The organism is Streptomyces sp. NPDC002520 (genome assembly GCF_053595235.1).
In genome coordinates this window covers 192,753-215,794 of the sequence record NZ_JBSFXG010000013.1, presented here as the reverse complement: position 1 = coordinate 215,794, position 23,042 = coordinate 192,753, and the positions used below count along the sequence as shown (strand labels likewise).

The following is a 23,042-nucleotide window of genomic DNA, read 5'->3' as shown; positions in this document are numbered from 1 at the left end:
CGAGCTCCAACGGAGGCTGTGGCCAGTGGAGTTCGGCATCCCGGGCCGAGAGCGCATGTCCCGCCGCCAAGATGTCCCGAGTGTCACTCAGGTGCAGCTCTGCCGCACAGGTGTCACCCCGTCTCAGCCGAAGCCCTCGGGAAGGTCCGCCGCCGACTCCTCGGGTGTGAGGTCCGGGCGCAGCCGGAGCCAGGACGGCTGGCGCAGCAGACCGGCCCGGGTCCGGGTGCTGTAACCGACCTCCCCGACCAGCAGGGGCAGCGCCCACCGCGCGTCCGGCACGGACGGCACCGGGTCGAAAGGGCAGCGGTCGCTCGCGGCGGCCCACAGCAGCGCCGCCAGTTCCGTGCGCTCCGTCTCGCTCCAGCCGGTGCCCACCCGGCCGACGTACCGCAGCCGGCCACCGGCACGCTGGCCGACCAGCACCGCGCCGGGCAGCCCGGTCAGCCGCCCCTTGCCCGGCAGCCAGCCACCGACGATGACGTCCTCGCTGCGCATGTTCCGGATCTTGACCCAGGCCCGGGAACGCACCCCCGGTTCGTACACCGAGTCCAGCCGCTTGCACACCAGACCCTCCAGGCCGTGCTCCCGGGTGGCGCGCAGTGCCTCGGCGCCGTGCCCCACCACCGCGGCAGGCGTCGACCAGTACGGCCCGGCCAGGCCCAGCCCCTCCAGCCGTGCCCGGCGCTCCGCGTACGGGATCCGCAGCAGCGGCCCCTCCAGGTACGGCACGTCGAACAGCACCAGGTGGACCGCCACCCGGGCGGCCCGGCGGGCGGCCAGCGCGGGGGAGTGGGCGAGGCCCATGCGGCCCTGCAGCAACTGGAAGTCGGCCCGGCCCTGTTCGTCGAGGGCCAGCACCTCCCCGTCCAGCACGGCGGGCGTGCCGCCCAGGGCGCCGCCGAGGGAATGCAGTTCGGGATAGGCGGCCGTGATGTCCTCACCCGACCGGGCACGCAGCAGCACGCTCCCGTCGCCGGGCAGGTAGGCCATCACCCGCTGGCCGTCCTGCTTCGTCTCGTACGCCCACCGCGCGTCCTGGGCTGCGGGCGGCAGCGTGCCGGGGGTGGCGAGCATGGGCGCGACGAGGGGCAGGGGCACGGCGGTCACGGCACAAGATGTCGACCGCCGCCGCCGACATCACGCACCTTCCGGCACGGGTTCCCCTGAACGGCCCCGGCTGAACGGCCTCGGCCCCAGCCCCGGGAGTGGGCGGCCGGCGTCGCGCACCGGCCGGTGCGCGAGCCCGCCCCCCGTTGCCACCACCCACCGGCTGGTGCGCATGCCCGCACGCGTCGCCGTGTGTCCCGACCGGTGGCGTGACGATCCGCACCCCGCCCACGCCACCGTGCTCGAACCGCCCTCCGAGTCGTACCGGACGTGGCGGCCGCGCGGATGTCGCCGACGGGGTGCGTGCGCCTCATGTGTCACTCCGGGTCGCTCGCCTCCACGTCCAGGCCCGTGCAGGCCAGTTGGCCGTCCACCTCGGCGCATGCCTCCACTCCGCGGGGGGAGTCGACGGCGAGCATCGGGCTGGCGTTCCTCGTCGAGTCGTCCGCCGGATAGCTGGCCGACAGCACGTCCTGCCCCGCCCGCACCGACACCTCCCGCCTGTGCGGGGAGCGCATCCGCACCTCCGACCAGGCCGTGCCGCAGCTGGGGGAGTAGCGCAGCAGGACGCCGTAGGAGAGTCCGGTGACCGAGGTCCTGGTCTGCGCGTCGCGGGCGCAGACCGAGGCGTCGGGCAACTGGCCCTGGCAGGAGCGCCCGTGACAGCGCGGGGCCGTGGGCAACGTCTGCGCGGCGGGCGTACCGCCCCGGTCGGGCAGGGCGACCGCGGTGGCCACGCCGAGCAGTGCCAGTGCCGGCAGTGGCAGCCACCGCGCCCAACGGCGGCCCCTGCGCGGCTCCTGACCCGGCGGACTCGCGGCGGGCGGCTCCTCGGAGGCCTCCCACAGCGCGAGTACGGCCACGGGATCGGTGCCGGCGAGCCGGCTGAGCGCCTCGACGGCCGGGCGGGGTGGCCGCTGCGTGCCCGTCAGGTAGCGGTGCCAGGCGGACTTGCTGTACGGCGTGCGGGCGGCCAGCGCCGCCAGACTCAGGCCCGTGCGGTCCTTCAGTTCGCGCAGTCTCACCACCAGTGGCTCGTCAGGCGTGGCCGATTCTTGGGGATGCCGCATCGTGCGTCCCTCGACTCCCTTGCCGCTATGGGCGTTTTGGCCCCTGATGTCGCGATGTCTTCCCGGCTGATCGGCCTGTGCAACGTCCGGAGGGGTGTGAGGCTGGTGAAGTACGGGGACATGCCGAAGGCCTGTTCGGGGACACGGGACTCCCGAACAGGCCACGGCGGTCAGGTCGTACGACGATCGGCGGCCGTCAGCACCAGGGGACGGCGCGCCCGGTGCGCATGTAGTGGGCGGAGACGTAACCCCGGTGGTGCGGGAGCCGGTACCAGATGTGGTTGCCGAACACCCTGGAGCCGTACGTCTTGCAGGTCACCCGGACCAGTCGGCCCGTGTGCCGGTGACCGACCACGCGGTAGCCGGTGCCCGGGCCGGAGCGGACGTTCAGCCGGGCCCAGCGCGTGGCGACCCTGCCGACGGTCGACCGGGCGTGGCGGTGGTACGAGGCCCGCCGTGCGACGACGTGGTGCGCGCAGCGCGTGTGGTGGCGGCGCAGGGCGTGCCGGGCATGGTGCTTCGTGTGGTGGAGGCAGTGCCGGGTGAGCGCCGGGCGGTGCTGGAAGAGATGCGCCGCGCGCTGGGCCGGCAGGACGAGCTGCGCGAGGTGCGGGACCGAGAGGTCGGGTGCGGGGCGCGGGGCGGCCGCGCTCGCCGGGGCGGCGCCGGCCATCGCGGGGAGGAACGCGAACACCGCGACCGTGGCCACCAGGCCACGCTTGAGGGTCCGTCGGATCATGGAAACCTCCGGCTTTCGTTCTCGTGACCACGAGCCGTGATCACGAGGCCAGCCTTGCCGTGACAGGGCGTCAGAATGCCGTCCCCGCGTCCCTCGGGACGCCCGGGACGTCCCGGGGACGGCCACCGCGTCCCGCGCCCCGGCCCACCTGCCGGAAGCCGAGGGACGTCCCAGGGCCCGACCGGCCGGGTACGCCCGTTCCGGCATCCGGGGATTCCGGTCGGCGGCCGACGGAGGGTGACCTCCCGAGGTCGTGCCCCGGGCGACTTGCTTGAGTAACGCAACGAACTAAAATGGCGCGTATGCCCATGGAACCGCTGCCCGACCTCCCCGCCGCCTCTTCCGAGGTCACCGAGATCGAGCGCGCGCTGACCCGTATCACCTACCTCGGCTCCCGGGCGCGGCAGCACGAGCGGCTCATGGCGACGGCCGGTGTACCGCTGGACCGCGCGGCGGTGGCGCTGCTCCGCATCGCCGCCGACTCCGAACCGCTGCGGCCGGGGGAGCTGGCGCAGCGGCTGGGCGTGGAGGCCTCCCACGTGACGCGGACCGTCCAGCAGCTGGAACGGGGCGGGTACGTGAGCCGCGTCCCCGACCCCGACGACCGCCGGGCCCAGCGGATCCGGCTCACCGACGCCGGCCATGAGGCAGTCGACCGGATCCGGGACGCCGGAGCCCGCGCCATGCAACTCGCGCTCGCCGGCTGGCGGCCCGACGAGCTGCGGGAGTTGGCCGGCCTGTTCCACCGTATGGTCGACGACTTCGTCGCCTACGCGGCCCGGGGCGAAGCCGGCCACGATGCGCACGCCCCGGTCACCGGCGACGGGCCTGACCGGCGACACCCCGGACACCTGAGCACGGGGACCTCGGACGCCTGATCACCGGCGCCCGGGACACCTGATCACCGACGCCCGGGACGCCTGATCGCAGGCATTGCGGACACCTGGCGGCCAGTACTCCCGACAGCCCGCACCGAGCGTCCGCCCCACCCTCTACCCAGGAGTAATATCCGGCGACAGGTCACCAGAGGAGGAACCGTGCCCCGGTCCGATCGCTCACCCCTGCTGCTCGCCGGCCTACTGGCCACAGCCGGCGTCGCCCACTTCGTCGCCCCACGGCAGTTCGACGCCACGATCCCGCGGATCCTGCCGGGATCCCCCCGGGCGTGGACGTACGGCAGCGGAGCCGTCGAACTGGCCCTCGCCGCCGGCATCGCCGCCCGCCGGACGCGTCCGGCCGCCGCACAGGCAGCAGCGGCCTTCTTCGTCGGGGTCTTCCCGGCCAACGTGAAGATGGCCGTGGACTGGCGGGACCGGCCCGCGCCGCAGCGCAACGCGGCCCTGGCCCGGCTGCCCCTCCAACTGCCCCTGCTGCTCTGGGCCCGTGGCGTCGCCCGCGGTGGGGAGGGACGGTCGTGACCGAGCGCATCGAGATCGGCGACAAGATCGAGGACTTCGCGCTGCCCGACGAGACCGGGACCGTACGACGCCTCACCGAACTGCTCGCCGACGGCCCCGTGGTGCTGTTCTTCTACCCGGCGGCCCTCACGCCCGGCTGCACCGCCGAGGCCTGCCACTTCCGCGACCTCGCCGCCGAATTCGCCGAGGCGGGCGCCCGGCCCGTCGGGATCAGCGGTGACAGCGTCGAACGGCAGCAGGAGTTCGCCGGCCGGCACACGCTCGGCATCCCCCTGCTCTCCGACCCCGACGGCACGATCCGCGAGCGGTTCGGCGTCAAGCGGGGCTTCTCGCTCGCGCCCACCAAACGGGTCACCTTCGTGATCGGGCAGGACCGCACCGTCCTCGAGGTCGTCCGCAGCGAACTGCGCATGAACACCCACGCCGACCGGGCCTTGGCCGTACTGCGTACCGCCAAGGCCTGAGACCGGCCCCGGCCCCGTCCGCGTCCGGTGCTCCGGAGCCTCTCTGCTTGATGCTCCGGAGCAATCGGATCATCCTTGACCATATGGAGCATGTCGCGGCCGCGGCGATCATCGATGCCCACGGCAGGGTGAGCGGGTGGAGCGAGGGCGCACAGCAGCTCACGGGCCACCCGGCGCGGGATGTCGTAGGCCGGCCGGCGAGCGACCTGCTCGCCGAGGACGTGCCGCCCGCCGCCCTCGCCGCCGGCTCCGGCGCCGTCGCCCTGCGTCACCGTGACGGCCACCGGATCGAGCTGTCCCTGACCGCCTGCCCCGTCCTCGGCACCGACGGCGAACCGGCCGGATACGTCGTGACCGGCGAGCCGTCCCGACCGCCCGGCAGCGCCCTGGCCGCCGACGCCTTCCAGCAGGCGTCCATGTGCATGTCCGTCTTCGATCTCCGGCAGAACTACCTGCGCGTCAACGACGCCACCGGCCAGCTCCTGGGCCGGCCCGAAGAGACGCTGCTCGGCCGCCACCTCGCCGAGACCGTAGAGGCCTCCGTGCATACCCAGGGCTTCCTCGACCATCTGCGCCAGGTCGCCGAGACCGGGAAGGCCCTGCGCTACGAGAGCTTCACCGGCGCCCCCACCCTGCGCCAGGACCACGCCTGGAGCATCGAGATGTGGCCCCTGCGCGACGGCGCGGGCGAGCTGACCGCCGTCGCCCTGGCCGCGTTCGACAGCAGCGAGCAGTACTGGGCCCGGCGCCGCCTCGCCCTGCTGAACGAGGCGGCCACCAGCATCGGCACCACCCTGGACGTGGTACGCACCGCCGAGGAACTCGTCGGCCTGCTCGTCCCGCGGTACGCCGACTTCGCGGCCGTCGACCTCCTCGACTGGGTCCTCGGGGAGGAGGAGCCGCCGACGGAACCGCACCGCGGTGACCTGCGCCGTGTCGCCCACGGCTCCACCCGGGCGGGCAACCCCGGGGTCGCCATGGCCCTGGGCGAGACACACGTCTACGAGCCGCCCTCGGCGCCCGAGCGCGCCCTGCGCGAGGGCGGCGTGGTCCTCAGCCACGCCGGCGACCCCGAATTCGACACATGGATCGAGGAACGCAACCGGCGCTCGCCCGAGGGCCGCGCCTACCGCCAGGGCGTCCACTCCCTGATCGCGATCCCGCTGCGCGCCCGCGGCACCACGCTCGGCGTCACCGTCTGCGCCCGCAAGGCCCACCCGGACCCCTACGCCCCCGACGACGCCGTCTTCGCCGAGGAACTCGGCAGCCGCGCCGCCGTCTGCATCGACAACGCCCGTCGCTTCGCCCGCGAGCGCAGCACCGCCCACGCCCTCCAGCACAGCCTGCTGCCCAGGGGACTGCCCGGACAGGCCGCCGTCGACGTCGTCCACCGGTATCTGCCGTGCGGATCGCAGGCCGGCATCGGCGGCGACTGGTTCGACGTGATCCCGCTCTCCGGCAGCCGTGTCGCCCTCGTCGTCGGCGACGTGGTCGGCCACGGCATCCAGTCCTCGGCCACCATGGGCCGGCTGCGCACCGCCGTACGCACCCTCGCCGACGTCGACCTGCCCCCCGACGAACTCCTCACCCACCTGGACGACCTCGTCACCCATCTGGCCGCCGAGGAGGACAGCGGCGACGAGGTCGCCGAGCTCGGCGCCACCTGTCTGTACGCCGTCTACGACCCCGTCTCCCGTCATCTCACCCTCGCCGCCGCCGGCCACCCCGTCCCCGCCCTCGTACTGCCCGGTGGCGTCGCCGAGTTCGTCCCCATGGCCGCCGGACCACCGCTCGGCGTCGGCGGGCTGCCCTTCGAGGCCACGGAACTGGAACTTCCCGAAGGGTCCGTCGTCGCCCTCTACACCGACGGGCTGCTCGAGGGCCGCGACCGGGACGTCGACAACGCCGGCGACGAACTGTGCCAGGCGATCGACACCCCCCACGACTCCCTGGACGCGCTCGCCGACACCATCCTCAAGTCCGTCCTCCCCGAACAGCCCGGCGACGACGTCGCCCTGCTGCTGGCCTGCACCCGCGCCCTCGGCGCCGACCGCGTGGCCACCTGGGACGTGCCGCCCGACCCCGCCCAGGTGGCCCACTTCCGGCAGGCGGCCACCGAGCAGCTCGCCGTCTGGGGCCTGGAGGACGCCGCCTTCGTCACCGAACTCGTCGTCAGCGAACTCGTCACCAACGCGATCCGCTACGGCGACCCGCCCATCCAGCTGCGCCTGATCCGCGACCGCGCACTCATCTGCGAGGTCTCCGACGGCAGTTCCACCTCACCGCACCTGCGCCGGGCCCACGCCTACGACGAGGGCGGCCGCGGACTGCTGCTGGTCGCCCAGCTCACCCAGCGCTGGGGCAGCCGGCAGACGAGCAGCGGCAAGACGATCTGGGCGGAACAGCCGCTGCCCGACGCCTGATCACACGAGCACGGCGAATCGCCGGCCGATCACGACGGACTCGCAGCGATCATTCGAAGGAGCAACCCGGGTTCGGCACCGACTCGGCGAACGGCGCGCCGTGCGGCAGCACGTACAGCACGTCGAGGACCAACGGCTTGTCCCCGAGGTTGGCGCCCAGGTGCACCTCGCTCGGCCCGCTCGGCTCGCGCAGCGACTGCCCGGCGCGGTACAGGCCGTCCTGGGTGCAGTCGGAGTGGAAGTGGGTGAGGGTGCCCTGGCGGACGTACCCGTAGAGGGGACCGTCGTGGTAGTGCCAGCCGGTGCTCTGGCCCGGAGGGATCGTGATCTCCCGGACGACGTAGTCGGTGCCGCCGACGGTGGTCTGGCTGATCAGCCGGGCGGTGACACCCGGTCCGGCGGGGGTGGCGTGGGCGGTGCCGCAGGTCAGCAGGGTACCGGCGGCCACCGCCCCGGCGATCGCGGTACGGAGCACGGTGCGCATGGGAAGCCTCCAGGAACACGGGCGGAGATCGACTGCCGCCGTGAACCTATGGGCTCGACACGGCAGTTGGGGCCGGAACGGAGCAATCCGGCGATCGACGACGGCCTCTCGACCCCGGCCGGGGCGAGCGGCCGTCGCTGTCACCTGCCCGGCCGCACGGATAGGGTGAGCAGTGATCAACCGGACGGGCGGGGATGAGGACAGCGGTCGGCATGGGCGCAGGCACGGACAGGAACACCGTGGGCGGCGGACGCCCCACCTCACGGGACGTCGCCCGGCTCGCCGGTGTGTCGCACACGGCCGTCTCCTTCGTGTTCAACGGGCGCGCCGAGGGCAACCTCTCGCCCGCCACCCAGGAACGCATCCGCCAGGCCGCCGCCCAGCTCGGCTATCGTCCCGACCCCGTCGCCCGGGGCCTGCGCAGCCGCCGTACGGCCGTGATCGGGCTTGTCACCGACGAGATCGCCTCGTCCCCGTTCGCCGGCCGGCTGCTGCGCGGCGCGATGGAGACCGCCTGGGGCAGCGACCACCTGGTGTTGACCGTGGACTCCGGCGGCGACCCGGCCAAGGAGGACGCGGCCGTCGCGGAACTCCTCGACCGGCGCGTCGACGGCATCATCTACGCCGCGATGTCCCTGCGCCGGGTCCGCGTCCCCGAGGGGCTGCACCGCACGCTCTCCGTGCTGGCCAACTGCATTCCCGAGGACGGCTCGCTGCCCGCCGTCGTCCCGGCCGAGCGGGCCGGCGGGCGTACGGCTGCCCGGCTGCTGCTGGAGGCGGGGCACCGCAGGATCGCGCTGGTCGGCGGGTCGGACGACATCGCGTCCGCCGAGCGGCTGCGCGGCTTCCGGGACGCGCTGCGAGCCGAGGGCGTCACCCTGCCCAAGGAGTGGGTCGTACGCACCGGCGGCGAGATCACCAGCGGCTACGAGGGTGCCGCCCGCCTGCTCGACGGCGCCGACCCGCACCGCCGTCCCACCGGGATCTTCTGCTACAACGACCGGGTCGCGGCGGGCGCCCTGCACGCCGCGACCCGGCTCGGCATCGCCGTACCCGCCGACCTGTCGGTGGTCGGCTACGACGACCAGGAGCACATGGCCGCCTACCTCACCCCTGCGCTCACCACGGTCGCGCTGCCGCACCGGGCGATGGGCGAGGTGGCGGCCCGGCTGCTCCTGGACGCCATCGACACCGGGCGTACCCCGCCCGCCACGGTCCGGCGCCTGGCCTGCCCGGTGGTCACCCGCGACTCGGTGGCACCTGCCCCGCGGGGACCTGTTCCCACCCGCTGACCTCGGCGTCCCCGTCCACCATCAGCTCGGCGACGTCCCCGGGCCCGCGGTACACCCGCTCGGTCACCGTCGCCCGGTCCTCGGCGAAGAGTTCGAGCAGCGAGCCGTCCACGAGGACACGGACCGTGAGACGCGGGCCGGACGGCAGGTTCACCGTGATCGGCGCGGAACCCTCGACCGCGCCCTCGCGCGGCCAGCCGCTGCGGTCCAGCGCGACCGTCCCCGCCACCGGGTCCAACCGGACCGTGAGCGCCCGGTCCTCCGCGTGCAGCAGGGTGATCGTCGTCGCATCGTGCGCCGTCACGGTCAGGTCGTACGACACCGGAAGCGGCACCCGGCCCGGCGCGCGGACGAACGGCTCGGCGGCACGCAGGAGTTCCAGCTCGGGGGCCGGGGTGACGCGCAGAGCGCCGTCCGGGTGGAGGCCGACGACCCGGGGTGCGGTGAGCACCCCGGCCCAACCGGCCTCCAGCACCGCCGACGGGTCGCGCGCCTCCCAGGACCAGCCCCACATCAATGCGCGGTCCCGCTCCCGCAGGACCGCCGGGGCGTAGAAGTCCCGGCCGTTGTCGAGCCGTCCACCGGAGCGGGCACGAAGACGCAACCCGCCTTCCCCGTCCGCTTCCAGACGACCCGTCAGATAACCGGTGCTGCACGGCTTGCCGTCCCAGAGGGACACGACGAGTATGTGCTCGCCACTGTGCGTCTCCACCAGTTGCGGGCACTCCCAGCCGACCGCCTTGTCGCCGAACGCGTCGGTGGCCACCGGGTCTTCGCCGTCCAGCAGCACGCCGGCGAACCGCCACTCGGTCAGTTCGTCGCAGTCGTACAGGAGGACCGACGGGGTGCCGTCGGCGTGGCCGGCGCCGACCAGGGCCCAGCGCCGGCCGGCGTACCGGAACACGAAGGGGTCGCGGAACATCACCACATCGAGCCCGGCGGGCGGTGCCGTGACGACGGGCGTGGGAAGGGGGCGCCAGCGCAGGAGCCGGTCGTCCTCGGGGGCGGTGGCGCGGGCCAGGCAGATCGTGCCGAGACCGGTGTGGGCGTGGTCGATCCCGGTGTACACGGCGGTCGGCGTGCCCGCGTCGTCGACGACGCAGCCCGACCAGCAGCCGGCCTCGTCGGGGCCGCCCGGAGTCGGTGTGAGGGCGACGGGGTGGTGTTCCCAGTGGACCAGGTCGGCGCTGGAGACGTGTCCCCAGTGGACGTTCGTGTGCACCGGTGCCGACGGGTTGTGCTGGTAGAACAGGTGGTGGCGGCCGCGCCAGCGGAAGGGTCCGTTGGGGTCGTTGATCCAGTTGGCGGGGGGCCGGACCCGGAAGCGGGGGGCGGTGGGGTCCGGGGTGGGAGCGGCGACGCTCAACGGTTGACTCCTGCGGAGGTGATGCCCTCGCGGAGAGGGCGCTGGCCGACGACGAACACGGCGACGGCGGGGATCATCGAGAGGACGACACCGGCGAGGACCACCGAGATGGAGCCGGTGCCGAGGTTGCCCTGGAGGGAGACCAGACCCAGCGGCAGCGTGTAGTTCTGGCCGGAGGTCTCCAGGATCAGCGGGCGGAAGAACTCGTTCCAGTGGTAGTTGAAGGCCAGCACGCCGACGATCGCCAGACCGGGAGTCGCCAGCGGGGCGTACACGGAACGGAAGATCCGCCAGGGCCCGGCGCCGTCCAGCATCGCAGCCTCGCCCAGGTCCTTCGGCATGCCGAGGAAGTACTGGCGCATCAGGAACGTGCCGAACGCGGTCGGGAACGCCGGAACGATCAGACCGAGCAGCGTGTCCGTCAGACCCATCGACTTGAGCACGAGGAACACGGGGACGATCGTGACCTGCAGCGGGACCATCATGGTCGCGAGGACCAGCCCGAACAGCGGCTTCTTGAAGCGGAACTCCAGCCGGGCGAACGCGTACCCCGCGAGGCCCGCCGTGATCATCTGCCCGACCGCGACGAGGCCGGTCACGAGGGTCGAGTTGAGCGCCAGCAGCCACACGTCGATCTGGTCGAACACCCCGTGATAGGCGGCCGTGCCGGGGTGGGCCGGAATGATCTGCGGCGGCAGGTCGAGCGATTCCGCCGGAGTGCGCAGCGAGGTGGAGACGGTCCAGACGACCGGGCCGAGGGTCAGCAGCGCGCACACGGTCAGCCCGGCGATCCGCGCCCAGGGCCCGATCGCGTACCGGGCGCGGCTGAGGGACAGGGTTGCTTGACTCATGGGACTCACCCGGCTCACTGGTAGTGGACGAAACGCCGGCTGAGCCGGAACTGGAGGGCGGTCACCGCCATGATCAGCACGAACAGCAGCACGCCCACCGCGGACGCCTCACCGAACCGCAACTGCTCGAACGCCTTCTCGTAGATGACCATCACGACCGTGCGGGTCGAGTCACCGGGACCCCCGTCGGTGAGCACGTACGGCTGCTCGAAGACCTGGAGCGCGTTGATGATGCCGACCACCGAGGCGACCAGCAGGGTCGGCGACAACAGGGGAAGGGTGACGGCCAGGTGCTTGCGCAGACCGGTCGCGCCGTCCAGGGCGGCGGCCTCGTGGATCTCCTTGGGGATGTTGTTCAGCCCGCCCACGAACAGCAGGAACGAGAAGCCGAACTGCTGCCACACGTACACGAGGACCACCGTGGCCATCGCGCCCTGTTCCGAGGTCAGCCAGGGCACGGGGGAGACCCCGACCAGGCCGATCAGCCAGTTGATCACGCCGAAGTCCTGGTTGAACAGGTACTTCATCACGACCGAGATGGACGCGGCGGACAGCACCAGCGGGAAGAAGAACGCCGAGCGGAACACCGAGCGCAGCCACGACGGCATCCGCCCGTGCAGGGTGAGCGCCAGCGCCAGGGCGATCAGCAGTTGCGCGGCGACCGCGAACACCATGAAGACGAGCGTGTTGCGGAAGGAGACCAGCACGGTCGAATCCGTGAACACCTCACGGTAGTTGGCCGTTCCGGCGAAGCCGGGCGAGTCGATCACGTTCCAGTGGAAGAGGCTCAAGCCGACCGAGCCGACGATCGGTACGACCGTGAAGACCACGATGCCCACCACCGTGGGCGCCAGGAACAGCGCGGCCAGCAGCCGCGTCCCCCGCTCGCGCGCCGAGCGCCGGGCCGTGACGACGGCGGGGGTCGCCGCCCGCGTCCGTACGCCGGCCATCCGGATGTTCGTCATACGTCACGCTCCATGGCCTTCTCCAGATCGGCCTGCATCCGACGCAGTGCGGACCCGACCGAGCGCGGGCTCGCCAGCGCCGTCCCGGTGTGCTTGAGCAGCACCTGGGTCACCTCGGCGACCTGCGGCGGCGCCGGGATCGGCCCGGTGTCGGGGAACTTGTCGAGAGTGTCGTAGAAGACCCGCCAGTGCGCGGGACCGGTCTCCTTGTAGCGGGCCTCGGTCAGCATCGAGCGGCGGGCCGGGGTCGTCTGGTTCGTCGAGAACAGTCGGGTCAGGGTGTCGAGGCGGGCCGAGTACTTGATGAACTCCCAGGCCTCGTCCTGCTTCTTCGATGTGCGCAGCAGTGCGTAGCCCGCGGCGCCGAACTGGTGGCGCTGGGTGCGCCAGCGGGGGAAGTACTGCACGTCGAACCCGTCGGCGCGCAGGCCGGCCTGGTGCAGACCGCCCGCCCAGAAGCCTCCGGCGGGCGTGACCCCGACCCGGCCGGTGGAGAACACGCCGACCAGGTTGGAGCCGTTGCCGCCCTCGGGGCGGGTGCACAGGCCGTCCTGGATCAGGGAGCCGAGGTAGTCGTACGTCTCCTCCACCCCGTCGGTGGTGGCCTGCGGGGTCGTCCAGCGGAAGCCGCCGCCGCGCCCGCGCCGCTGTCCGGCCGGGTAGAAGGAGTCCCACAGCCACCCGCCGCCGGGTGCTTTCGACTCGGCCAGCAGGTTGGTGCCGTTCGCGAACAGCCAGGGCACCACCCCGCCCCACAGCCGGTTGGTCCAGAAGTACGGTGTGAAGTGCGCGTCGCTCGCCTTCTTCATGCGGCGCAGCAGCGCGGTGAAGTCGTCGCGGGTCCAGTCGTCCGCCGGGAAGTCCGCGCGGGACCGCTTCAGCACCTGTGTGTTGAGGTACATGTCGGCCGCGTTGAACTCCGCCGGCAGCTGGTACAGGCTGCCCTCGTACATCATCGACTCCACCAGCGAGGGGTGGACATCGGCGAAGTACTCCTTCAGCTCCGCCGCGTCCCGCTTCACCCAGCGGTCCAGCGGCACGCCGAGGTGGCGCGCGAACAACTGCACGCCCTCGGTGGCCACGTAGACGAGGTCGGGCGCGGTGCCCGCGGCGATCTGGGTGAGGATCTTCGCGAAGAAGTCCGACCAGTCGACGGCCTGGACCGGGTTGACCCGGACCTTGATGTCTGGGTGCAGCGTGCGGAAGCCCTCGACGAGGGTGCGGACGGCGTCCGGGGAGAACGCCGAACCCAGGGTCGCGACGACGAGGGAGCCGTCGTTGCGGCCAGGGACGTCGTTCCCGGTCAGCCGGTCCCAGCTCGCGGCGGTGCCGGCCAGTGCGGCGGCCCCCGCGCCGTAGGCGCCGTACCGCAGCAACGCGCGGCGGGAGAGATGCGAGTCGGTCATCCAACGTGCCTAACTCGTGTTAGTTGAGGTGTGATGCCCAGAGTCTGAGAAGCGGGCCACACCCCTGTCAAGACGTGGGACCACTTGACCTTTAACGAGTTAGGAAGGTCGAGGGGTTCACCCTGGGAGGGGCCGGGATGTCACGATCGGTCGGAGGAGCCGGTACCGACGAGCACGATCACGAGCATCGGAGCGCGGATGACGACGCACAGGACCATGGCGGATCAGACCGAGCGCGTCGAGGGCGTGGAGGTGAGACCGGTCGCCGGGCACATCGGTGCCGAGATCACCGGCGTCGACCTCGCCGCACCGCTCCAGGAAGCTGTGGTCGCGCTGATCAGGCAGGCGATGCTGCGCTGGAAGGTGGTGTTCTTCCGGGGGCAGCACCTGGACCACGCCAGGCACGTCGCCTTCGCCCGTTGCTTTGGCGAGCCCGTCGTCCTCGGCCGCCGGGGCAGCGCCTCACCCGCAGGCTTCCCCGAGGTGGAGACCACCGCGGACCGGCTGGAACTGGGCGGACGGTTCGGCATGGACCACGAGGAGTGGCTGCGCCGGCGCCGGCACACCCTGCTGCGCGGCTGGCACTGCGACCACGGCGCACGGATCGACCCGCCGGCCGCGACCGTCCTGCGCGCCGAGACTGTCCCGCCGTACGGCGGGGACACCACGTGGGCCAACCTGGCCGCCGCCTACGCCGGACTGTCGGCGCCGGTCCGCGCCTTCGTGGACGGGCTGCGCGCCGAGCACCGGCTCGGCGTCGGCTACCAGCCCCGGCCGGGCGACGACGCGTACCTGCGCCACCTCCTGGACCACCAGGTCGCCTCCGTCCACCCGCTGGTGCGGGTGCACCCGGAGACCGGCGAGCGGGTGCTGTTCGTCAACGGCTACTACCTGGAGCAGATCAGTGACGTCTCCCGCCCGGAGAGCGCGGCCCTGCTGGAGATGCTGCTGGAACAGGCCGTACGGCCCGAGTACACCGTCCGCTTCCGCTGGGAGCCCGGCAGCGTCGCCTTCTGGGACAACCGGGCCACCATCCACCTGGCACCGAGCGACAACGTCCATCTGGACTTCCCCCGGACCATGCACCGGGTGATGCTCGCGGGGGACGTACCGGTGGGCGTGGACGGCAGGCCGTCCGAGGGACTCGTCGGCACCGAGCCGGGCCACTGGTGACCGGATCCGGGCGGTCGTACGACGGCGACCGCCCGGATCCGCTCAGCGGTGCCCGCGCTTCTTCTGTTCGATCCAGATCACGGGGATACAGGCGCACATCACGAGCGCCGCCGGAAGCGTCAGCCACAGCGGCGTGCCCACGAAGAGCGACACCACGAGGGCGACGATGCCCGCGATGCCGGCCACGCTCGCCCACAACTCCCGGTCGCTCATCGGCTGTTCGCTCACGATGTCCCCCTGTCGGCGCCCGATCCCCACGAGCCGCAACAGCATCCCCTCTCGCACCGGACGGAGCAAGCGCCGTGCGATCAGCCCGCCGGCCGCCACCCCAGTGCCGGACCCAGCTTCGTCGCCATGTCCGTGAGGATCTGGACGTAGTCCTCGTGCTCGAAGGTGAACGGCAGCGCGAACGCCACCTCGTCGATCTCGCGGAACGCGGCGTGCGCGTACAGCCGCTCGGCGATCTCGTCGCTGGTGCCGACCAGGTCGGGTGCGAAGAGCAACCGCGCCGGGCCCTGCGGGGCGGTCGTACGGGGCAGTCTCTGGGCGGCGTACGCCTCGTACCTGGCCCGCTGCGCGGGGCTCGCCGAGTCGGTGGGGATCACGACCAGGCCCTGTGAGACGCGGGCCGCTTCGCCGTCGGGGTGGTGGGCGCGGAACGCGCGGATGTGGGACAGCTGGATCTCGGCGAAGTCCAGGGGTTCGTCCCCGGCCTCCGTGTTCTCGGCCTTGACGACACTGCTGGTCAGGAAGTTCATGCCGTGCTCGCCCGCCCAGCGCGCCGAGCCGAGGCTGCCGCCGCCGTACCACATCCGCCGGCCGAGCCCGGGGGAGTGCGGCTGCACCCTGTCGGAGAACACCTCGAAGCCCTCCACCCCGGTGAAGTCGCTGGCCGGCTCGCCGCGCACCAGGTCCAGCAGCCGCCGCACCCGTTCGTAGCCAAAATCCTCCGCGGCGGCCGTGTCGGGGTAGAGGGCCTGCTTCACCTGGTCGTAGTGCGCCGGCGGGCCCACGCTGACGCCCGGGTTCAGGCGGCATCTGGAGAGGATGTCCACGGTCGCGAGGTCCTCGGCCAGGCGCAGCGGGTTCTCCCAGCCGAGCGGGGTGACCGCCGTGCCCAGTTCGATCCGCCGGGTGCGCTGGGAGGCCGCCGCCAGCACCGCGACCGGCGACGAGATGCCGTACTGCAGGTGCCGGTGGCGGAGCCAGGCGCTGTCGAGGCCCAGCCGCTCGCCCAGCTCGATGATCTCCAGCGTGGACTCGTGGCCCCGGCCCGGATCGGCCGCGTCGAACAGGCCGATCGTGAGGAAGCCCAGCTTGCGCAACGGGCGGGGAGAGGTGGGCACGGGCTCCTCCAGCGGTCGTTCGGCGGTCGTACTTGCCGTCGTACGGTCGTACGGCTGTCGCAGGACGGCCGTACGTGGGTCCACCACCGATTCTTGCAGCCGGTTGTGACAACCGTGTGATCACGTGAGCGGGATGGTGATCTCGTCCTCGACCGGCGGATCCAGTTCCTGCGGCCGGTTGCCGGTCGCGGCGAAGCAGCGCAGCCGCACCGCCTCGGGGGTGACGTCCAGCCGCAGGAAGGACTTGAAGAACGGCGGGCTGTAGGTGGCGGAGCCCGGCGAGAACAGCTTGGTGTAGAGCTTGCGCACCGGGAGCCGGACCCGGGAAGTGCGGTCCGGGTCGCCGCCGGCGCCCAGCAGGGTCGCGGCCAGGCGCATGCGCCGGGTCACCCGGACGTCCGGTCCGGGCGAGCGGCCGGGCTCGATACCGAGGTACTGGGCGATCACGGCCGTCGCCTCGGACTCGGTGAGGGCGAGGAGACGGCGCAGGCCCAGCCTGCGGGCGTACAGGCGGCTGTAGAAGGCCAACGAGTCGCCGCGCAGCGGGTAGCAGCGGAAGTCCCGCTCGGTGACGTTCGCGACGGAGATCCGGGGGATGGTGTGCGTGGCGTGCATGAACGCGCCGCCGCCGCCCGAGACCACGTACTGGACGGTGCGGCCGTCCACGTCGACCGGATACCGCTGGTAGTTGTGGATGTCACCGCCGATCGCGGCCACGTAGTGGTTGTCCGGGTCGCGGACGACGTCGTCGACGGTGCCGCCGCCCTCGATGGAGCACGGGTGGTACTCGCCGTCCACGTACAGAGGCGATCCGGAGATCAGGATCTTCGGCTTCGGCCCCCGCGACACCTCCCGCAGCCAGGCGCCCTGTTCGGCGTCGAGGGTGCCCAGCAGGCCGGTGTCGATGCCGACGAGCCGTACGGGCCCCGCGTCGATCGCCCAGTACGGGCCGGGCTGTTCGGCCTCCTGTCCGGGCAGCGAGCGCAACTTCCGTGCTTCGGCGAGCTGTTGCTCGTCCGTCGGGCGCGGCTTGCGCCACAGCAGGGTGCGCCACCAGGCGCGGGTGAGCGGCCGAGGGGCGGGCTCCGGGGCGAGCGGCGGGGTGTCGGCGCAGAAGACGCGCATGAACGCGCCGAGGTCCTCGTACCAGTCGTGGTTGCCGGGTATCGCGTATATGGGGGCCGGATAGTCCCGGTACGGCCGGAAGAACTTGGTGCCGTAGTCGTCGACGCTGCCCACGGGGTAGATCACGTCGCTGGCGATCACCGCGAAGTCCGTGTCCTGACTTGCCGTCAGGAAGCCTGGTACGACGCAGTACTGGGAGTCGTCGCCTTCGCCGGTGTCGCCGATGACCATGAAGGAGAACCGGTCCGGGCCCTCCCGCCGGATCACCTTGTCGGCGGGCGCCCCGGTCTCGGCCCGCCGGGCCACCCAGCGGCTGCGGGTGCGGCCCGTCGGGTCACCGAACCACGACGCCAGTACGCCGTTGCGGGCCGCCCACAGGATTCTCGGGTTCAGCCACGACAGCTTCTCGACATGGTCCGGCATGAGCTGCTTGTAGGCGCCGGGGTCGGCCGAACCCCAGCCGGCACCCTGCGCGGTATCGCGTGAGGATTCAGACACGCCGTGCACCGTAACAACGAGCCGATCGCCAGTGGGAGGCCGGGTCCTGACACGGCGCCAGATCCGGACCCGCATCGACCGGACATCGTGGAAGACGCACCAGTCCGCTGCCCGGTTCGAGGGGCGGGCCAGGCCGCATCCGCCAGGACCGCGCCGCGTCAGCGGCGTCCGGCCGCCAGACCGGGCGGGAATTCGCGCCTTCAGGCGGGGGAGCCTTCAAAGTGTCTTGACCTGGCCGCCGTCGATGGTGAACTCGGCGCCCGTGATGTTCCCGGCGAGCGGCGAGGCGAGGAACAGCGTCAGGTCGGCGACCTCGTGCGCTTCGGTGACCCGTCCGGTGGAGATGCCCATGCTCTGCGGGACGACCACGTCCATGGCCTCCTGGGCGGTGGTGCCGGACTGGGCGGCGGTGGCATCGGCGAAGCCTCCCGGCGCGGTCCAGAACGGGGTGCGGACCGGTCCCGGGGCGATCGCGTTGACCCGGATGCCGCGCGGCGCGAACTCCTCGGACAGCGACTTGGTCAGGCTGGTCAGCCCGGCCTTGGCCGCCGAGTAGTCGACGACCATGGGGAAGGGGAGCCGCGCGTTGATGGAGCTGATGTTGATGATGGCGCCCTCGCCGGCGTCCAGCAGGTGCGGGAGGACCGCGCGGCTCGCCCGGACCGCGCTGAACAGGGTCACGTTGAACACCCGCTGCCACTCGCCGTCGTCGATGTCCAGGAAGGTCGGACGGGACGTCGCGGTGCCCAGATTGTTGACCAGGATGTCGACCCTGCCGTACTGGTCCGCCGCGCTGCGGACGAGCATGTCGGGCCCGTCCTCGGTGGACAGGTCGACCGGGACCGCGGTGACGCCGTGGTTCTCGTGGAGAGCTTCGAGCTCGGGAGTGACGGTCCGGCTGCCGGCGACGACGTGTGCGCCTTCCCGGGCGAACGCGTCGGCGATGGCGAGGCCGATGCCCTTGCTCGCCCCGGTGACGACGACGACCTTGTCCTTGAGCCGGAGATCCATGGCGCTCCCTTTGTCTGGTCGATCAACTCATCTGGTCGATCAACTCGTCAGGTCGATCAGCGGATATGTCGAGATTAAGCGGAACCATCCCTGCCGGCCGGGAGGCCGCGCCTCACCCCTACCGGCCCCAGACCAACGGGAAGGTCGAGAGGTCCAATCGCACCCTCCTGGACGAATGGGCCTACGCACGGCCCTACCGGACCGAGGCCGACAGACGTGCCGCCTACCCGGCCTGGCTGCACACCTACAATCACCACCGCGGACACACCGCGCTCAAGGGTCAACCACCCGCCAGCCGCGCCCCCAACCTCACGGGTCAGTACACCTAGGGAAAACCCTCGATTGTCTCCGGCGTGGCTGACATGTGCGGGTCAAAGCTGCAATTCTCCCCCCGCACACAGATCCTCCCCGGTGTGCGTACGGATCACGGTTCCCGCACAGCTCAGCTCGTCCGGGCAGCACACCCGTCTGCCCGGTCTGTCACCGGCCGCGACCCGGCGGCCGCAGCAGGAGGAGTACGAGTGAGACGCCTTCCCCACAGACGGGCCACGGTCGGAGCAGCACTGGTCTCCGCCGCGGCGTTCCTGGCCGTCGGCATTCAGTCGGTTCCGGCGACCGCCAAGCCCGCAGGGCCCCACCCCAGCCCGCTCCGCAGCGGGGGGCTCGAGGCCGAACTCACCCCCGCCCAGCACTCGGCGCTGATCAAGAGCGCCAAGGACAAGACCGCCGCGACGGCCCGCACCCTGGGGCTCGGCGCGAAGGAGAAGCTGGTCGTCAGGGACGTCGTCAAGGACAACGACGGCACGGTGCACACGCGTTACGAGCGCACCTACGCCGGCCTCCCGGTCCTCGGTGGCGACCTCGTCGTGCACACCCCGCCCGCCACCCTGGCCAAGGGCGCGGTGACCACCACCTTCAACAACAAGCACAAGGTCACGGTCGCCTCCACCACCGCGACCTTCACCAAGTCCGCCGCCGAGAGCAAGGCCCTGAAGGCCGCCAAGGCTCTCGCCGCCGACAAGGCCACCACCGACAGCGCCCGCAAGGTGATCTGGGCGGGCACCGGTACCCCGAAGCTCGCCTGGGAGACGGTGATCGGCGGCTTCCAGGACGACGGCACCCCCAGTCAGCTGCACGTCATCACCGACGCCACGACCGGTGCCGAGCTCCACCGTTTCCAGGCGGTCAAGACCGGTATCGGCAACACCCAGTACAGCGGCCAGGTGACGCTGACCACGACCCAGTCGGGCTCGAACTACACGCTCACCGACGGGGCGCGCGGCGGCCACAAGACGTACAACCTGAACCGCGGCACGTCCGGGACCGGCACGCTGTTCTCCCAGACCAACGACACCTGGGGCAACGGCACCACGTCCAACGCCGCCACGGCCGGCGCGGACGCGCACTACGGCGCGGCGACGACGTGGGATTTCTACAAGAACACCTTCGGCCGCAGCGGCATCCGCAACGACGGTGTAGCGGCCTACTCCCGCGTCCACTACGGCAACGCGTACGTCAACGCGTTCTGGGACGACACCTGCTTCTGCATGACCTACGGCGACGGCACCGCCAACAACGACCCGCTGACCTCGCTCGACGTCGCGGGCCACGAGATGAGCCACGGCGTCACCGCCGCCACCGCCAACCTCACCTACTCCGGTGAGTCCGGCGGTCTGAACGAGGCGACAAGCGACATCTTCGGCACCGGTGTCGAGTTCTACGCCAACAACAGCACCGACGTCGGTGACTACCTCATCGGCGAGAAGATCGACATCAACGGCAACGGCACGCCGCTGCGGTACATGGACAAGCCGAGCAAGGACGGCGGGTCCGCCGACAGCTGGTACTCCGGGGTCGGCAACCTGGACGTCCACTACTCCTCGGGTCCGGCGAACCACATGTTCTACCTGCTCTCCGAGGGCAGCGGCAGCAAGGTCATCAACGGTGTGACCTACAACAGCCCGACCTCCGACGGCGTCGCCGTCACCGGCATCGGCCGGGCCGCCGCCCTGCAGATCTGGTACAAGGCGCTGACGACGTACATGACGTCGAGCACCAACTACGCCGCCGCCCGCACCGCCGCACTGAACGCGGCGACCGCGCTCTACGGCGCCAACTCCACCCAGTACGCGGGTGTGGGCAACGCCTTCGCCGGCATCAACGTGGGCAGCCACATCAACCCGCCGGCCAACGGGGTGACCGTCACCAACCCGGGCAGCCAGACCTCGACCGTCGGCACGGCGGTCAGCCTGCAGGTCCAGGCGAGCAGCACCAACGCCGGTGCCCTCACCTACAGCGCCAGCGGGCTGCCGGCCGGTCTGTCCATCAACAGCTCGACCGGCCTGATCTCCGGCACGCCGACCACCGCGGGCTCCTCCAGCACCACGGTCACGGTGACCGACTCCACCGGCGCGAGCGGCACCGCGAGCTTCGGCTGGACGGTCAACCCGGTCGGCAGCGGCTGCACCCCGACCCAGCTGCTGAGCAACCCCGGCTTCGAGTCGGGCAGCACCGGCTGGACCGCCACCACCGGCGTCATCACCAACGACACCGGTGAGGCCGCCCACGGAGGCACCTACAAGGCCTGGCTCGACGGCTACGGCACCTCGCACACCGACACCGTGTCCCGGTCGGTGACGATCCCCGCGGGCTGCAAGGCGACCCTGACCTTCTACCTGCACATCGACTCCGCCGAGACCACGACCACGACGGCGTACGACAAGCTGACGGTGAGCGCCGGTTCGACGACCCTGGCGACGTACTCGAACCTCAACAAGGCCACGGGCTACACCCAGAAGTCGTTCGACCTGTCCGCGCTGGCGGGCACGACCTTCACGCTGAAGTTCAACGGCGTCGAGGACGTCTCGCTGCAGACCAGCTTCGTGGTGGACGACACCGCCCTCACGACCGGCTGATCTCCCCGCACCACCTCGGGGTCCCGCACGCGGAAGCCGTCCGCGTGCGGGACCTTCGCATGTCAGCTCAGCGGATCCAGTGTCAGGTACGCCTGTTGCGGACTGCCGTCGTGGACCAGCGACTCCTGGTGGCCGACGTCGTCGAAGGCGAAGGCGTACGCCGTGCCGTCGGCCATCTGCGCGTGGACGGCGCGCGCGTACCGGTTGGTGACCGCGTCCTCGTAGAAGTGCGCGGGCGAGGTGTCGGGCTGGTTCGGGTTGGTCAGCAGCGTCGATCGGTTGTAACCGGCGCACAGCGTCCGGGAGATGGGGCCGCGCACGGTGTCGTTGGGCGCGTCCAGCAGCTTGTGGCAGCCGAAGACGCTGTCCGCGTCCGGTTTCTGGAAGCTGGTGACGACCGCGCCGGAGGAGTCGGTGAACTTCATGACGTCCCCCGAGACCCGCCCGAAGTACCGGGTGCCCGGCCGGTCGGTGAACGGCGTCACGGTCAGGGTCGCCGTCGTGTACTTCTGCCAGACCCGGTCGACGTAGTCGTCCATCACGTCGGCCGGCAGCGCCCCGGTCTCGACGCCGTACAGCGGGGACAGCGCCCGGAGCACGGTGCCGTCGGGGCGCGTCTGGACCAGGCCGCCCCAGCCGCCCGGCTGTGCGCGCAGCGCGCCGAAGAAGCCCGTGTAGCCGCCGGACTTGAGGTGTCCGGTGGTGCTCACACTGCCGTCGGCCCGCCGCACGCCGACCGCGTAGGGCGCCGAGAACATGTCGACCTGCGTGCTGTTGAGCCACAGCCCGGCGTCGTTCAGCGTGTACTCGGACCAGTTGAACAGGATGTTCCGGTTGGGGTCGGACGGGTTCTGCACGGCCGGCTGCACCAGACCGCCGGTGGTGAGCCGGAAGTCGAGCTTCTGGCCGTAGGAGAAGTAGAGGCGGCCGGAGAACTTCGGTATCCGGATGGTCGTCGACCGGCCCGGGGCCGGTCCGGTGATCGCCCCGTCGGGCGCGGGAGTCGGCGGGTTCCCGCCGGCCGGCCAGGCGTGGAAGGTGCCGTTCGCGTCGGCCCAGCCCTGCCGTCCCGTGGACAGCTGGGTGCCGAGGTCGTAGACGTACACCGGGTCGCCGCGGCCCGAGTCGTTGGTGATGGTCAGGGGGATGGTGTCGGGGACGGCGGCACCGGCGGGCTCCGGTGTGCCCAGGGCGAGCGCTGCGCCGACCAGGGCCGTCGCGGCTGCCAGGGGCAGCGCGGGGCGCGTGATCCTGTGAGGCACTCTCCACCTCCGTGTGGGGGTCGGGGTCGTACGGACTCTGGTCCGTACCTGTGTGAGAGCGCTCTCAGCGTGCTGGGTGATCGCGTGCATGTCAATGAGTTGGCTCGATTCGGCCGATGGTGCC

General features: G+C 71.7%; 20 protein-coding genes and 1 pseudogene. 8 read left to right on the top strand and 13 right to left on the bottom strand.

Features of this window, described 5'->3' with window-relative positions; all coding sequences use genetic code 11:
• Positions 1-123: 123 nt before the first annotated feature.
• The 3 genes from ACWD5D_RS20595 to ACWD5D_RS20585 form a co-directional block, all read right to left on the bottom strand.
• On the bottom strand, positions 124-1,101 hold the full coding sequence (locus ACWD5D_RS20595) for an ATP-dependent DNA ligase (protein ID WP_451374177.1): 978 nt from the start codon (positions 1,099-1,101) through the stop codon (positions 124-126).
• A gap of 326 nt (positions 1,102-1,427) precedes the next feature.
• Entirely contained in the window at positions 1,428-2,180 is a 753-nt protein-coding gene (locus ACWD5D_RS20590; protein WP_451374151.1) for a DUF2690 domain-containing protein, read from the bottom strand.
• Between the two features lie 196 nt (positions 2,181-2,376).
• Positions 2,377-2,919, bottom strand: a complete 543-nt coding sequence (locus tag ACWD5D_RS20585; protein ID WP_451374150.1) for an SH3 domain-containing protein — start codon at positions 2,917-2,919, stop codon at positions 2,377-2,379.
• A gap of 302 nt (positions 2,920-3,221) precedes the next feature.
• On the opposite strand from ACWD5D_RS20585, the gene ACWD5D_RS20580 reads away from it, so the two are divergent.
• The 4 genes from ACWD5D_RS20580 to ACWD5D_RS20565 all read left to right on the top strand — a co-directional run bounded on the left by ACWD5D_RS20580 (position 3,222) and on the right by ACWD5D_RS20565 (position 7,224).
• Positions 3,222-3,797, top strand: coding sequence for a MarR family winged helix-turn-helix transcriptional regulator (locus ACWD5D_RS20580; RefSeq protein ID WP_451374149.1), 576 nt, complete (start codon positions 3,222-3,224; stop codon positions 3,795-3,797).
• A gap of 159 nt (positions 3,798-3,956) precedes the next feature.
• Positions 3,957-4,337, top strand: coding sequence for a DoxX family protein (locus tag ACWD5D_RS20575; protein ID WP_451374148.1), 381 nt, complete (start codon positions 3,957-3,959; stop codon positions 4,335-4,337).
• Positions 4,334-4,801, top strand: coding sequence for a peroxiredoxin (locus ACWD5D_RS20570; RefSeq protein ID WP_451374147.1), 468 nt, complete (start codon positions 4,334-4,336; stop codon positions 4,799-4,801). The genes ACWD5D_RS20575 and ACWD5D_RS20570 overlap by 4 nt, the downstream gene beginning before the upstream one ends.
• An 83-nt stretch (positions 4,802-4,884) precedes the next feature.
• On the top strand, positions 4,885-7,224 hold the full coding sequence (locus ACWD5D_RS20565) for a SpoIIE family protein phosphatase (RefSeq protein WP_451374146.1): 2,340 nt from the start codon (positions 4,885-4,887) through the stop codon (positions 7,222-7,224).
• Positions 7,225-7,273: 49 nt separating this feature from the next.
• Here the strand turns inward: ACWD5D_RS20565 and ACWD5D_RS20560 are convergent, their stop codons facing one another.
• Positions 7,274-7,708 carry a cupin domain-containing protein gene (locus ACWD5D_RS20560; protein WP_451374145.1) on the bottom strand — a complete coding sequence of 145 codons (435 nt, stop codon included), beginning with the start codon at positions 7,706-7,708 and terminating at the stop codon, positions 7,274-7,276.
• Between the two features lie 212 nt (positions 7,709-7,920).
• Between ACWD5D_RS20560 and ACWD5D_RS20555 the strand changes: the two genes are divergently transcribed.
• Positions 7,921-9,000, top strand: a complete 1,080-nt coding sequence (locus ACWD5D_RS20555) for a LacI family DNA-binding transcriptional regulator (protein ID WP_451374144.1) — start codon at positions 7,921-7,923, stop codon at positions 8,998-9,000.
• Here ACWD5D_RS20555 and ACWD5D_RS20550 read toward each other — a convergent pair.
• The 4 genes from ACWD5D_RS20550 to ACWD5D_RS20535 are packed head-to-tail and all read right to left on the bottom strand — an operon-like array spanning position 8,948 to position 13,588.
• Positions 8,948-10,366 carry a glycoside hydrolase family 32 protein gene (locus tag ACWD5D_RS20550; RefSeq protein ID WP_451374143.1) on the bottom strand — a complete coding sequence of 473 codons (1,419 nt, stop codon included), beginning with the start codon at positions 10,364-10,366 and terminating at the stop codon, positions 8,948-8,950. The two genes, ACWD5D_RS20555 and ACWD5D_RS20550, sit on opposite strands and share 53 nt — an antisense overlap.
• Positions 10,363-11,217: a carbohydrate ABC transporter permease gene (locus ACWD5D_RS20545; protein WP_451374142.1), complete on the bottom strand. Its 855-nt coding sequence runs from the start codon at positions 11,215-11,217 to the stop codon at positions 10,363-10,365. The genes ACWD5D_RS20550 and ACWD5D_RS20545 overlap by 4 nt, the downstream gene beginning before the upstream one ends.
• 14 nt (positions 11,218-11,231) lie before the next feature.
• Positions 11,232-12,182, bottom strand: a complete 951-nt coding sequence (locus tag ACWD5D_RS20540; RefSeq protein WP_451374141.1) for a carbohydrate ABC transporter permease — start codon at positions 12,180-12,182, stop codon at positions 11,232-11,234.
• The gene (locus ACWD5D_RS20535; RefSeq protein WP_451374140.1) at positions 12,179-13,588 is read right to left on the bottom strand and encodes an extracellular solute-binding protein; all 1,410 of its coding nucleotides are present in this window, start codon (positions 13,586-13,588) and stop codon (positions 12,179-12,181) included. Before ACWD5D_RS20535 ends, ACWD5D_RS20540 begins: the two co-directional genes overlap by 4 nt.
• A gap of 198 nt (positions 13,589-13,786) precedes the next feature.
• On the opposite strand from ACWD5D_RS20535, the gene ACWD5D_RS20530 reads away from it, so the two are divergent.
• Positions 13,787-14,761: a TauD/TfdA dioxygenase family protein gene (locus ACWD5D_RS20530; RefSeq protein WP_451374139.1), complete on the top strand. Its 975-nt coding sequence runs from the start codon at positions 13,787-13,789 to the stop codon at positions 14,759-14,761.
• Positions 14,762-14,803: 42 nt separating this feature from the next.
• Here the strand turns inward: ACWD5D_RS20530 and ACWD5D_RS20525 are convergent, their stop codons facing one another.
• From ACWD5D_RS20525 to ACWD5D_RS20510, 4 genes are all read right to left on the bottom strand, one after another.
• A complete protein-coding gene (locus ACWD5D_RS20525; RefSeq protein WP_451374138.1) occupies positions 14,804-14,989 on the bottom strand; it encodes a hypothetical protein in 186 nt (61 codons plus the stop codon).
• A gap of 80 nt (positions 14,990-15,069) precedes the next feature.
• Positions 15,070-16,107 (bottom strand): LLM class flavin-dependent oxidoreductase, encoded by a 1,038-nt coding sequence (locus ACWD5D_RS20520; protein WP_451374176.1) that lies wholly within the window; start codon positions 16,105-16,107, stop codon positions 15,070-15,072.
• A gap of 120 nt (positions 16,108-16,227) precedes the next feature.
• Entirely contained in the window at positions 16,228-17,730 is a 1,503-nt protein-coding gene (locus ACWD5D_RS20515) for a metallophosphoesterase family protein (RefSeq protein ID WP_451374137.1), read from the bottom strand.
• A gap of 216 nt (positions 17,731-17,946) precedes the next feature.
• Positions 17,947-18,741 (bottom strand): SDR family NAD(P)-dependent oxidoreductase, encoded by a 795-nt coding sequence (locus tag ACWD5D_RS20510; protein ID WP_451374136.1) that lies wholly within the window; start codon positions 18,739-18,741, stop codon positions 17,947-17,949.
• A 116-nt stretch (positions 18,742-18,857) separates the two neighbouring features.
• Here ACWD5D_RS20510 and ACWD5D_RS20505 point away from each other — a divergent pair.
• Both ACWD5D_RS20505 and ACWD5D_RS20500 read left to right on the top strand, forming a co-directional pair.
• Positions 18,858-19,070: pseudogene (locus tag ACWD5D_RS20505) on the top strand (integrase core domain-containing protein); the annotation flags it as partial.
• Positions 19,071-19,262: 192 nt separating this feature from the next.
• Entirely contained in the window at positions 19,263-21,656 is a 2,394-nt protein-coding gene (locus ACWD5D_RS20500) for a M4 family metallopeptidase (RefSeq protein ID WP_451374135.1), read from the top strand.
• A 62-nt stretch (positions 21,657-21,718) separates the two neighbouring features.
• Here ACWD5D_RS20500 and ACWD5D_RS20495 read toward each other — a convergent pair whose 3' ends face one another.
• Complete coding sequence (locus ACWD5D_RS20495; RefSeq protein ID WP_451374134.1) at positions 21,719-22,918, bottom strand: glycoside hydrolase family 64 protein; 1,200 nt, start codon at positions 22,916-22,918, stop codon at positions 21,719-21,721.
• Positions 22,919-23,042 lie beyond the last annotated feature (124 nt).